The sequence below is a fragment of the Telluria sp. ZB4P36 genome (assembly GCF_059685865.1).
Map to the genome: position 1 here is coordinate 1 of NZ_JCASIE010000038.1, position 13,124 is coordinate 13,124.

The window sequence follows — 13,124 nt, forward strand, 5'->3', positions numbered from 1 at the left end:
GGTATTACAATAATGACCGCATCAAACTCAAACTAAAAGGCCTGAGTCCCGTGCAGTACAGGACCCAGGCCATGGGCGCTTAACGACTTAACGTCCAACTATTTGGGGTCAGTTCACGTCGCCGGCCACCCTGCTTTCCTTTTACCGGTCCGCGACCGGCTCCCCAAACTCCGGCAGTCCATCCGCACGCCAGCGGATCACCTGCGCGCGCGTATGCCGGTTCGGGTCGCGCAGCGGCTCCCCCACGATCTCGCGGTAGTTGCGCGCGTGGTAGACCAGGATGTCGGTCTTGCCGTCCGGGGTGGTGGTAAAGCTGTTGTGGCCAGGGCCATACTGGCCGGTGGCCGCACTGCTGCGCAGCACGGGCAGCGCCGACTTGGTCCATGAACGCGGATCGAGCAGGTCGGCGTCGGCCGGTGCCGTCAGCATGCCGAGCGCGTAGTTGGCATCGGTCGCGCTCGCCGAATACGTCATCAAGACCCGCCCGTTTTTGACCAGCACCGCCGGCGCCTCGTTGACCTCGTGCCCGATCTTTTCCCAGGCGTGCTCCGGCCGCGTCAACAGCACGGCCGGCTGGCGGATCGCCAGCGGTCCGTCCATCTTCGCCAGGTAGATATTGGTGGCCTTGCCGCCCTCGGGCGCACGCTGCGTCCATGACAAATAACGCTGGCCGCGGTGCACGAAGCTGGTCGGATCGAGGGCGAAGCTCTCCCAGCCGGTGCGCAGCTGGCCGCGTTCGACCCACTCCCCTTCCAGCGGGTTCTCGGCGCCGTTCTCCAGCACGTAGAGCCGGATCTCCCACACCTTGTCGGCGCGCCCGGCGCTGAAGTACAGGTACCACTTGCCGTCGATGCGGTGCAGCTCGGGCGCCCAGATGTGGGCGCCCAACTCGCCGCTGGCGTGCTTGCGCCAGGCCGTCTTCGCCTCGGCCGCGCCGAGGCCGTCCAGGCTGCGCGCGCGGCGCAGCTCGATGCGGTCGTATTCGGGCACGGTGGCGGTGAAGTAGTACCAGCCATCGGCGTGCAGGGTGACGTGGGGATCGGCGCGCTGCCGCACCAGCGGGTTGGCGAAGCCGGATTCGGCGGCGCCGGACAAGGACGAAGTGGCCAGCAGCGCCAGCATGGCGGTGGCGAGTACGGTATTCCGGCTCATGGGACCTCACAAATAAAAAGGCCAGTCATCGCGAGATGACTGGCAATCGGAACAGGATTCGTGACGGGGTGCGCGGTTTAGAGCTTGACCGCCACCGTGATGTAGTAGCGGCGGCCCGCCCAGGCCAGCTCGTTGAGGCGGAAGCTGTCGCCGGCGTCGGTACGCTTCACTTCATCGGTCAGGTTCTTGCCTTCCAGCGCGAGCGTGATCTTGTCGTTGAAGCGGTACTGGATCTTCGCATCCAGGTAGCCGGTCTTGGCTTCGAACACCGGGTTGCCGGAGACGTCGTTGGTGCCGGTGAAGAAGCGGTCGCGGTAGCTGTAGGCCAGGCGCGCATTGATCGGGCCCTGGTCATACCACAGCGACAGGTTATAGGCGTTCTTCGACATGCCCGGGTAAGGCAGCACGGTGCCGTCGAGGACGTTCAGGCGCTCGGTGCCGGCCGCATACTTGTAGTTCATGCGGGTGTAGTTGGCATCGACGCCGAAGCCGCTCAGCCAGCCCGGCAGGAAGGTCAGCGCGGTACGGCCGGCGATCTCGATGCCCTTGGTGGTGGCGCCCTCGCCGTTGACGGGCTGGGTCACGTCCCACAGCCTGCCATCCTTGAACAGGTCCACGTTCTTGGTCAGCACCCGCTCCATCACGTAGCTCGAGATGTCCTTCTTGAACAGGGCCAGCGAGAGCTGGCTGTCCTGGGTCGGATAGTACTCGAAGCTCAGGTCGGTGTTGGTCGAGCGGTAGGGCTTCAGGTCCGGATTGCCGGCGGTGCAGTCGTCGCTGCCGTCGCCGCCGAAGGCCGGGTTGCCGCTGCCGCGTATACAGGTCGCGTTCGGCGCCAGGAAGTCCATGCGCGGACGCGCCATCGCCTTGGCCCAGCCGACGCGCGCCACCAGCTTGTTGTCGATGACCCAGAGGGCGCCGTTGAAGCTCGGCAGCACGTCGTTGTAGGTGTTCTCGACCGTGGCCACGGAACTGGTGACGACGACGTCGGTGAAGGTCGTCCCGCCCGGGTTGGCCACGCGCTCCGAGTAGCGCGCCAGGCCGGTCGAGCGGTCACGGGTGCGGGTGTAGCGCACGCCGACGTTGCCGTCCACCTCGTAGCCGAACAGCTGGGTGGCGTAGTCCAGGCGCAGGTAGGTCGCGCCGATGCGCTCGTCCACCATATAGGCCGGGATCTGCGCGTACATATTGCCGTCGCTGCCAGGCGCATTGCGCAGGTAGGCGTGGTTGAAGTTCGAGGTGTCGAAGAACGGTGCCGCGTTGGCGTACACCGGCGACATCCAGCCCGACGGCAGTCCGGACACCTTGTCGTAGCCGCTGAAGAAGCTGCCCGGCGAGCGGCCCTGCACGGCGCTGACCAGGGCCGCCATCTGGGCGGCGTTCAGGTAGCGGGTACTGAAGCTCGAGTTGATGAAACTCTGGGGGTCGTTCGGGCGCTGGGCGGTGCCGGTGTACAGTGGGTCGTAGACCGCGGTCTGGTTCACGTTCGCGCCGCGCACATTGATGTCGTCGGCGGTCGAGTTCAGGTTGGCGCCGTTGCTGGCCAGGTAGCCGCCGCCGTTGTACTGCTCGGAGCTGGCCTTGCGCGCCTGGACGCCGAACCAGGCCTTGGTGAAGAACGGCGTGTCGAGACGGTACTTGAAGTCGAGCTTGGCCTGGTGTTCCTTGTTCTCGGTTTCGCTCGGGCGGTACTGGAGCTGTGCCTGGACATAGGAGTTCGGGCTGTCCGGGCTGTAGCCGGCCGGGAAGGTGAAGCGCGGGATGCTGTCCGGGCCGAGGGCCACTTTCAGGCCCGGCGCGTTCTGGGTCAGCACGATGCTGTTGCTGTTGCTGTCGTACAGCGATTCCGAGGTGCCGAACAGACCCACCACTTCGAGCGCGCCGCGCTTGAAGTTGAAGCCGCTGGACGCGTAGCGCGAGTCGATGTCGAGCTGGAAGTCGCGCGCCGAGCTGCTGAAGGCGCCCTGCCCGCCGACACCGGCGCCGAACAGGCAGGAGCCGACGACGTATTCGGTGACGTGATGGTTCCGGACCACCATGCCCGGGGTGGCGCTGGTCGGCGCGGTGCAGGCGCCGGCGGTGGTCGGCACGCCGGTGGCCGCGTTGTAGACCGGCGCACGGCCGCTGTTGGCCAGCCGGCCGGTATTCGCGAAATCGGTGCCGAAGTTGCGGTCGTTCAGGCGCTGGCGCTGGGTATTGGCCTGGTAGGTGGCCCAGGCGCTGAATTCCTTGCTGAACGCGTACTGCGCGGTGATCTCGCCCGACGAACGCTTGTGATCGCGGGTCCAGATGCCGTAGCGCGCGATGCCCGGCGAGTAATCGAACCACTGGCTGCGGCAGGCGGTCTGCTGGGCCGAGCTCAAGCCCTGGGCCGAGCAGCCGGCCATGCTGCTGATCGCGGCGACGGCCGGGTCCCGGCTGACCACGGTCTTCTCGGGCGAGAGGTCCCAATCCTGCAGGAAGCGCCACGAGGTATTGCGCGCGTAGTCGTTCTGGGTCAGGACCTTGTCGTAGACGAAGTTGGCCATCAGGCCCAGCTTCCCGTCCAGGAACTTGTCGGCCATGTAGAGGTTGCCGCGCGGCTGGACCCCGCCGCGCGAGGTCGAATGCTCGGCCGAGATGCTGGTGCCGATGGTCCGCTCCTTGAAGTCGAGCGGCTTGCGCGTCGTGATCTGCACGGTGCCGCCCACGCCGCCTTCGGTCATGTCGGCGGTCATGCCCTTGTAGACGTCGATCGAACCGATCAGTTCCGAGGCCAGTTCGCGCAGTTCGGCGCCGCGGCCGGCGTTGCCGCTGGTGCCGAGCACCGACATGCCGTTGATCTCGATGCGGTTCAGGTCCGGCTCGACGCCGCGGATCGCCACCTGCGAGCCTTCGCCGAAATCGCGCGAGAGCTGCACGCCGGTGACGCGCGACAGTGCTTCGCCCACGTTCTTGTCGGGGAACTGGCCGATGTCTTCGGCGACGATCGAATCGGACACCGTGCCGGCGTCCTTCTTGCGGGTGATGGCCGAGGCCACCGACCGGCGGGTGCCGGCGATGTGGACCATGGCCGGCGCGGCCGGCGCGCTGTCGGCGGCATCTTGCGCCGCGGAGGCGGCGGGTGCGGCCTGCGGCTGGGTGCTCTCCTGGGCCAGCGCGGCTTGTGCGGCAAGGAGGGTGATCACTGCGGCGACTGCGCGGGCGCAGCGGGTCGGATGAAGCACCTGCGTGCTGATCATTGCTCGTTTCATCGAATTGTCTCCATGGGCTCTGTAGTATGTAGAACGGCTTGGCCTTGAAAACATTCTATGTGCGGCGGGTTGCGACGATTCATCCAGCATCGAAAGAATCATCAAACTGATCGATACCGGTGCGAATACGCCCTCAAATGATCAGTCCTGTGATTTTTTGCTGCGCGGACCGCGTAAACGACGATGGCCGCCGCAAATGCGGCGGCCATCCATGGATGCGGCGTCGGCCGCTTATCCGCCGAACTTGAAGTTCAGGCCCGCCATGTAGGTGCTGCCGGCGAACGAGTCGGTGTACACGTTCGGCGTGCCGTTGGCGAAGTCCGAGTAGCCGCCGGTATTCCGGCCGGTGTGGGTCTTGCCGAGGTTGCGGCCTTCAAGGAAGAACTCGACGTTCTTGTTGAAGCGGTAGCCGATCTTGGCGTCCACGTAGCGGGTATCCAGGCGGAACACCGGCGTGCCCGGGCTGTAGGGCGGGAAGCGCACGGTGGTCATGCCGACCGCCGGATAGTTGTTGATCGCGGTGCCGTTGCAGCCGGAGGTGCACTCGAAGGTCGAGGCCTTCACCTGCAGGCCGACGCGCATCGACAGGGCGCCGTCGTCATACCACACCGAGGCGTTCCAGGAGTGGCGCGGCTCGCCGGCCACCGGCAGGACGTCGCCGGTGATCAGGTCGCGCATCGCCGCGCCGGTCAGGGTCGACTTGTTGCGGGTGTAGTTCGCGTCCACGCCGGTATAGCGCAGGTACCACGGCAGGACGGTGAAGCCGACTTTCGCCGACACTTCGAAGCCCTTGCGGGTGAACGGGATCTGGTTGGTCCAGCGGCGCTGGGTGAAGACCAGGTCGGCGAGCGGCTTGCCGGTCTGCGGATCGACCGCGTCGGAGCCGGCGAAGGGCTTGACGTTGTCGACGGTTTCGATCAGGGTCGGCGCGCCGGTAATGCCCTCCTGCTTGTAGATGGCGCCGGCCAGCATGATGTCGCGGTTGGCATACCATTCCAGCGACAGGTTCTGGTTATGGTTGGTCAGCGGCTTGATCTCCGGATTGCCCATGATGTCGGTGCAGCGCATCGAGACCTCGTTGCCGTCCTCGTCGAGGGCGTTCAGCAGGCGGCCGTCGTACTCGCAGGTGCCGGCCGGGATCAGTCGGCCGGCCATCGGACGCGCGATGGTCTTGCCCCAGTTGTAGCGCAGGAGCAGCTTCTCCGGAATCAGCCAGGTGTTCAGGTTGGCCGACGGCAGGTAGTCGGTGGTGGTCGCATTGATCGCGGTGTCCTTGCGGTACACGCGGGTGCTGATGCCATTCGGGTTGTTCGGATCGAACGGGTTGTAGGACGCGGTCGGGATGATCGAGCGGAAGGTCAGCTGGCCGGTGCCCACCACCTTGGTGCGCACGGCGCGCACGCCGACGTTACCGTCGATGACGATCCCGAACGGCAGCGAGCGCTGGGTGAACGGCAGGCGGTCGACCTCGAAGTTGGCCATCATGTAGCCGGCATCGACCGTCTCCATGATCGAGTTCTTCGGCTGGTTGTACATCTTGCCGTCGCTGCCCACGCAGCTCTTGATGCAGTCGAGGTTGTAATTCGGCACACCCAGCAAGGCATAGACCTTGTCGATGTCGAACTCGGTCCAGCCGTTCACCAGGTTGTCCGGACGGTCCTTGTCGCCCGCATAGAACTGCGCGGTCGGCTGCACCGTGTAGGCCTGGTTGAAGAGCTGGCGGTACTGCTCCGGCGAGATCACGATCGTGCCCTGGCGCGCGGTACGCGGGTCGGTGCTCGGGTTGTAGCCGTACTGGCAAGGCCTGCCGCCCGCGCCCAGCGAGCCCGGCGTGTTCTCGCAGACCTGGAAGGTGGTGCGCAGGTTATTGGTCGAGACGTAGACGCCCGGGATGTAGCCGGGCGTGCCGAAGGTGCCGACCGCGTCCTGGAGCGTCGGTCCGCCGGTCGACCAGGCGTCGTAGCCGCTCTTGCGGCGGTTGTAGCCGACCTTGATCGACGGGACGAAGGGAATGTACTCGTCGGTGGCGACGTCCACGTCCAGCTTGGCCGTCTTCTCGTAGGACTCGTTGATGCGCGGATTCTGGAACGACAGGGTGGTGGCGCCGTTCACGCGCGGCAGCTGGGCCGACGTATAGGCGGCACTGCCCGGGGAGCTGAAGGTCGGAGTGGACGCGGTGACCGGGGCCTGCGTGCCGAGGGTCAGCCAGTTGTTCGGGTTGTTCAGGTCCACCGAACCGTTCGCCGCATAATTCCAGATGCCGTTCGGCAGCACGGTGGCGGTGGTGGTGCCGAGGTAGGCGCTCTGGCCCATGCGCTTCTCGTAGCGGTAGAACTCCGACTTGGAATCGCCGACCAGGAACTCGGCCCGCACGATGCCCTTCTTGAAGATGCCGCCGGCCTGGGTGTAGCTGGACTTGGTCCCGGTCGTGATCGTGGTGTTGTCGACGCCGTAGACGCCGTCCGAGATCTGGAAACCGGTGAGGTGGTGCTTGCTGTCGACGACGACCGAGGCCGGGTTGACGTTCGAGACGGCGCCGTTCACGGCGCCGGTGCTGCGGAAGCTCAGTTCGTTCGGATACGCGTAGTAGCCGGACGCCGGGTTCAGGACACGCGTGCCCCAGGCGCCGTTGGCCAGCTGGGTGGCCGAGATGGTGTCGCTGGAGGCTGGGCCGCTGAAGCCGTTCGGGCCGCGCACGTTGCCCGCGGGATTGACGGCCACGCCGCCAAAGCCGAGGTTGGTGCTGTAGGAGATGACGTCGCCCTTGCTGCGGCTATGCTTGGCATAGACGCTCAGCGCGTCGCTGACCTTGAAGTCGAGGCGGATGTCGCCGCTGGTGCGCTCGTCGTTCCAGCGGTTGACGAAGTAGCGGGTATTGCTCGGGGTCCAGTCGTTCCACTGGCCGAGGCAGCTCAGCAGCGCCAGCTGGGTGATGTTCTGGGCGTTGGTGCGGCCGTTGTTGGCGGTGGCGATCTGGTTGGCCACGCTGGCCGGCAGCAGCGGGAATTTCTGGTAGCACTCGGCCTTGGTCTTGGCCGCAGCCGAGCCTTCCAGCACGTCCTTCGGCGTCATGCTGACCCAGCTGCCCATCGCTGCGTTGCTGTACGGCGAAGTGTAGAACGGGGTGGTCGAGGCCGCGTCGTTCAGGTTCAGGGTATCGGGACGCAGCGCGACCGTCTTCTCGGGCGAATTGTCGAAGTCCATCAGGCGGACCTTGCCGACCTGGCCGTTGGTGCCGCCCTGGTTGATCGAGTGGGCTTCCTGGTTGACCTTGCTCTTCGAGAGGTTGACCAGCACGCCCAGCCGATCGTTCATGAACTTCTTGACGCCGATGAGGTTCAGGTTCGGGTTTTTCTTCTTGTTGAGCGAATTCTGCTGGCCGGCCACGCGGAAGGACAGGTAATCCTTCTTGAAGTCCAGGCCGTTGCGGGTCTGGATGCGCACGCCGCCGCCGAGCGAGCCTTCGGTCATGTCGGCGGTCGAGCCTTTGACCACGTCCACGCTCTTGATCAGGTCCGAGGACAGCTGGCGCATCTCGACCGAACGCCCGCCCGAGGTATCGGCGCCGGCGGTGATGCCGCCCAACATGTCGGCGCCGCCGGCCTGCTGCACGCCCATGCCGTCCAGTTCCACGCGGGTCAGCTCCGGACCATTGCCGCGGATCGACACGCTGATGCCCTCGCCGAATTCGCCGCGGTCGACGGCCACGCCGGCGATACGGGAAATCGCGTCGGCGACGTTACGGTCGGGGAAAGCGCCGACGTCTTCGGCGATGATCGAATCCTGCGCGGTGGCGGCATTCTTCTTGCGTGCGATGGCGCTGCGCTGCGATTCGCGCGAGCCGACCACCAGCACCGTCTCGACGGCGCCTGCCGGCGCAGCGGCCGTGGACGAGGTTGACGATGCCTGGGAATCGGCTTGGGATGATGCGGCCTGCTGCGCGTACGCGCCGCCTGCGACCAGCGAAGCCAGTGCCATGGCCACGGCCTGGCTGGTGCGGTTTACTGGGAAACCATGCTTGGAATACGGTGCCATCTCTCCTCCATGTTGTCTGTCTTATATGCGTTTCGGGGTGAAACCTGCTGCCCGGAAACGAGTAACGAAAGCGATTGTTATTGAACGAAATCAATACAACAATAAGGATTGATGTATTAGCGGCAAACACTCATGGGCTTGAGCGGTTGCGTGCGAAACCGCCACAGTTGCCGGCGTGACGCTGCCGTGGGGGAGAAGGCGACCGATGCCGTTTGTGACATCGCAGCGGCAAGATTGCTTATCGGTCCCTTCTGCGCGATTCAGGGATGCTCGTAGAATTCCGCTTCGACGATCGCGAGTGCGGAACGCGGGACGCGCTGGGCGCCGGTGTCGGTATTGGCCTGGTTTGCGACCTCAAGCAGCTGGATCGCGCCGCTGTCAGTGGCGTCGCCATCGAGGGCGATGCGCACCTGGCTGCCGCGCTGTGGCTTGAGCGGCAGCGTCACGTAGCCCAGGCTCTTCGGCGTCACGCCGCGCCACACCTCCACGCCATCGACATGGACACGCAGCGGATAGCTGCGTTCGCGCCAGCCGGCCAGCTTGAGCGTCACTTCGCGCAGCAGCGCCGGACGCGCCAGCTGGTAGGTGATCTCAGCGGCTTCGCCGGCCTTGCTGGTCCAGCTGGTGGTCTCGTCGTCGTCGAAGGAGTGCGAAGCCTGTTCTCCGTTGCTGGCCGCCGCGGCGGACACGACCGGCACCGCGATGCGCGAGACCGCGAACGAGGGCGTGGCCGGGGTCGCGCCGCGGTCCAGGCGCAGCGGCGGCGGCGCCGGCAGCGCGGCGAGTCCGCCAGCGACCTTGACCGCAGTGGAGGCGAAGCTGATCTCCGCCGGCGCCAGGCCGTCGGCGCGAGCGCGCAGCACGATCCTGCCCGGCTGCGTGGTGCTGCGCACGAACACGCGGTTGACGCCGCCCTCCACCGGCAGCGAGCGCGCCAGGATATGGTTGTTCGGCCCTTGTGCGATGCCGCCGCGCCACTCGGCCGGACCATCCAGCGCGAAGTGCACGGTGTCCAGCGCCACCGGATTGCGCCGGCCCTGGGCATCGACCGCCTCGACCTGCAGCAGCGCCAGGTCGGCGCCGTCGGCGCGCAGGCCATGCGGCGACGCGATGCGGCTGAGGCGCAGCGCCACCGGCTTGCCGGCCGTGACCAGGCGCGTCTCGCACACCTTCCTGCCCTTGGCGTCATAGCCGACCGCCTTGAGTTCGCCCTCTTCCCAGGCCACCTTGTCGAAGGTGAACAGGAAGCGCTCGCTCTGGCGTGCGCTGCCGACCTCCTTGCCGTTGATGGTCAGCCTGACCGTCTCGGCGCTCGAGATCACGTGCACCGGCTTGACCGTACCGGGCGCATGGTTCCAGTGACCGACGATGTGGGCGCGCGGACGCTCGACGTCGACCCAGCCGTCCCACATCACCTGGTGCGCGTAGAAGCCGTCCTTCGGGATGCGCATGGCGTCGACTTCGCCGCTGCGCCGGTAGTTCTCGGCGCCGCGGTGGTGGGTATTACTGTCCGAGAAAATGATGTTGACGCCGCCGCTCGAGACACGGGTGCCGGTGCCCGGGCGCTCGCGCCAGTAGTCGTACCAGCGGCGCACGGTCTCGATCGCAAAGCTGTCCTGGTTGTGGTTGTAGGCCGGCGCCGGCTGGTCCTTGTGCGGCGGACCGTCGCCGTTCTTGTGGAAAGGCGGACTGAGTTCGTCCCAGAACTTGCGCGCCCCCTCGTCGCGGGCGTACTCCATCGCCCACACCGGCATGCGCGCGCTCTTATTGATGTACAACATTTCGCCGCCGTACTCGGACACCTGCTGCAGCGCAGTGCTCAGCATCTCGCGGCTGCCGGCGGCGCGGCCGCCATGCGGGTCGTAGCGGTCGCGCAGCGCCTTCACCTCCGCCATGTGCTCGGCACTGACGCCCTTGTTCCCGGCTTCGTAGAACAGGATGCTCGGGTGGTTGCGGAAGTAGACGATCGCGTCGCGCATGGCTTCCATGCGCTGGCCCCAGCGGCGGCCGTCGACGTCCTTCTCGGAGTCGCCGGCCGGCATGGCCTGCATCAGGCCGATGCGGTCGAGCGACTCGACGTCCTGCTTCCAGGGCGCGGTATGCATCCAGCGGATCAGGTTGGCGTTGCTCTCGAGCGCCAGGCCGTTGCTGTAGTCGCTCAGCCAGCTCGGGACCGACAGGCCGATCGCCGGCCATTCGTTCGAGGTGCGCTGGGCATAGCCCTTCATCTGCAGCACGCGGTCGTTCAGCTTGACCACGCCGTTGCCGAATTCCGTCTTGCGGAAGCCCGTGCGGGTGCTGACGCGGTCGAGCGGCTTGCCGTCGACCTTGAGGGTGGTGACCACCTCGTACAGGTAGCCATAACCCCAGCTCCAGAAGTGCAGGCCCTTTACTTTTGCACTGGCCTTGGCCACGCTGGTGGCGCCGGGGGCCAGGGTCTGGGCGGGCGCGGCGAAGCGCGCCACTGGCTTGCCGTCCTTGTCGCGTACTTCGACCTCGTAAGTGAAGCGGCGCGGCTGCTTCGATTCGTTGCGCACTTCCGATTCGGCCACGATGGTCGCCGTGCGGCCGGCGATGTCGAAGTCCTGCGCGTAGACGTAGACCCCTTGCGTGCCCAGGTTCGAGTACAGCGGCAGGGTCTGGTACAGCGCTTCGGTCACGTGCAGGCGCACGTTCTTCGGCAGGCCGCCGTAGTTGGCGTTGAAGTTGCGGTCGGCCCACTGGTAGCGCTGGCCGCTGGCCTGCTCCTTATAGTCCCAGCGGTTATCGGTGCGCACCGCCACGACGTTCTCACCCTTCACCAGTGCCGCGCCGATCTCGAAGCCGAAGGCCGTCACGCCGTTCTCGTGCAGGCCGATGCGGCGGCCGTTGACGAACACCTCGGCGGCCTGGCGCGCGCCTTCGAACTCGAGGAAGACCTTCTGGCCCGGCTTCAGGTCCTTGAGCGTGAAGCGTTTCCGGTACCAGGCCACCCCTAGCGTATGGTCGACGATGTCCTTGGCAAACGCGTCGTCCTCGTTCCAGGCGCGCGGCAGCGCGACCTGCTTCCAGCCGGCGTCGTCGAATCCGGGCTGGGCGGCCCCCGCAGGATCGCCGACCAGCAGCTTCCAGCCGGGATTGAAGTCGTACCGGGCGCGCTCGGCCAGGGCCGGAGCGCTTGCCAGCAGCGCGGCGAGGCCGAATGCGGAGAGGGTGAACGGGGTGGGACGGAACATCATGGGGTCTCCATTGTTGGAATTTGCGCTAATATATTAGTAGATCAGCGTCCCGCTGCTCGTCTTTCCGATAATTACTCAAGATCGTGAGCGTTCAGGGCCCCGTCATTGACACCCGCCCCGAATCAGCCGGTAATGGCGCTCCACGTTCCAACCCGTCCGACAACACCATGACCAAACCATTCAAACGCATCCTCTTCACCGGCGCCGGTGGCAACCTGGGCCGCCGCCTGCGCGAACGCCTGCACGAATTCGCCGACATCGTCCGCCTGGCCGACATCGCCGCGGGTGTGGCAAACCTCGGGCCGGCCGGTGCCGGCGAGGAAATCGTGGAATGCGACCTGGCCGACCGCGAGCAGGTGATGCGCATGTGCGAAGGGGTGGACGCGATCCTGCACTTCGGCGGCGTGTCCACCGAAGTCGAATTCGCACCTATCATGCAGGCCAACATCCTCGGCATGGTCAACCTGTACGAGGCCGTGCACAAGCTGGGCATCCGGCGCGTGGTCTTCGCCAGCAGCAACCACACCATGGGCATGTACCAGACCAGCGAGCGCGTCGACGCCGCCATGCCGACCCGCGCCGACGGCTACTACGGCCTGTCCAAGGTATGGGGCGAGAACCTGTCGCGCTACTACTGGGACCGTTTCGGCATCGAGACCGTGTGCCTGCGCATCGGCTTCTGCTTCCCCGAGCCGGCCACCCACCGCCAGATGGTGACCTGGTTCAGCCTGGACGACATGGTCGAACTGCTGCGCCGTTCGCTGCTGACTCCGCGCGTCGGCCACACCATCACCTTCGGCGTCTCAAGCAATCCTGGCCGCTGGTGGGACGACCGCCACTCGCGCCACCTGGCCTTCGAGGCCAAGGACAGCTCGGCCCAGTTCCTCGGCAATCTGCCGCAAGAATTCGCTTACCCGCCGGCGGACGACCTCACGACCTTCCTCCAGGGTGGCGCCTTCGTGACGGCCGGCCCCAAGTATCCCTCATGAGCCGCCTTGCCACCGGCCGCCGAGCAGCCGGCCCGATCGCGCTGGCCTTCATTGCGCTCCCCGCAGGCGCCGAGGTCAGGCTGCCTGCCATCCTGTCCGACCACATGGTGCTGCAGCGTGCCGCCAGGGTGCCGGTCTGGGGCTGGGCGGCGCCGGGCGAAGGGGTATCGGTGCGCTTCGGGAACCAGGCGCGCAGCATGCAGGCCGGGCCGGATGGCCGCTGGCGCGTCGAGCTCGACCTGGCCAGGGCCCCTCATGCGCCGGGCCTGCTGGTGGTCAGCGGCGAAGGCAATCGGATCGTGGTGAACGATGTGCTGGTCGGCGAAGTCTGGCTGGCCTCGGGCCAGTCGAACATGGAAAAGCCGCTCGGCGAAAAAAAGGGTTCATCGCACTTTCCCGGGGAACGCATCCTTGATTTTCAGGAAGAAGTAGGATGCGTCTTGAAATCCGTAGGCCATGCGCTTGATGACCTTGATGCGATTGTTGACGCCTTCCAG

General features: G+C 66.1%; 7 protein-coding genes. 2 read left to right on the forward strand and 5 right to left on the reverse strand.

What is annotated here, in order from left to right; translation table 11 throughout:
* The coding region (locus AC56LK_RS24875; protein WP_497186712.1) for an IS3 family transposase at positions 1 to 83 on the forward strand (83 nt) is incomplete at its 5' end.
* Between the two features lie 58 nt (positions 84 to 141).
* Here the strand turns inward: AC56LK_RS24875 and AC56LK_RS24880 are convergent.
* The 4 genes from AC56LK_RS24880 to AC56LK_RS24895 form a co-directional block, all read right to left on the reverse strand.
* Entirely contained in the window at positions 142 to 1,152 is a 1,011-nt protein-coding gene (locus AC56LK_RS24880) for a glycoside hydrolase family 43 protein (RefSeq protein ID WP_497187127.1), read from the reverse strand.
* Between the two features lie 77 nt (positions 1,153 to 1,229).
* Positions 1,230 to 4,385, reverse strand: a complete 3,156-nt coding sequence (locus AC56LK_RS24885) for a TonB-dependent receptor (RefSeq protein ID WP_497187128.1) — start codon at positions 4,383 to 4,385, stop codon at positions 1,230 to 1,232.
* Between the two features lie 231 nt (positions 4,386 to 4,616).
* The gene (locus AC56LK_RS24890) at positions 4,617 to 8,420 is read right to left on the reverse strand and encodes a TonB-dependent receptor (RefSeq protein ID WP_497187129.1); all 3,804 of its coding nucleotides are present in this window, start codon (positions 8,418 to 8,420) and stop codon (positions 4,617 to 4,619) included.
* Positions 8,421 to 8,680: 260 nt separating this feature from the next.
* Positions 8,681 to 11,638: a glycoside hydrolase family 2 protein gene (locus tag AC56LK_RS24895; RefSeq protein ID WP_497187130.1), complete on the reverse strand. Its 2,958-nt coding sequence runs from the start codon at positions 11,636 to 11,638 to the stop codon at positions 8,681 to 8,683.
* A gap of 167 nt (positions 11,639 to 11,805) precedes the next feature.
* Between AC56LK_RS24895 and AC56LK_RS24900 the strand changes: the two genes are divergently transcribed.
* Complete coding sequence (locus tag AC56LK_RS24900) at positions 11,806 to 12,627, forward strand: NAD-dependent epimerase/dehydratase family protein (protein ID WP_497187131.1); 822 nt, start codon at positions 11,806 to 11,808, stop codon at positions 12,625 to 12,627.
* Between the two features lie 383 nt (positions 12,628 to 13,010).
* On the opposite strand, the gene AC56LK_RS24905 is transcribed toward AC56LK_RS24900, so the two are convergent.
* On the reverse strand, positions 13,011 to 13,124 hold a 114-nt coding region (locus tag AC56LK_RS24905; protein ID WP_497183945.1), incomplete at its 5' end, for a transposase.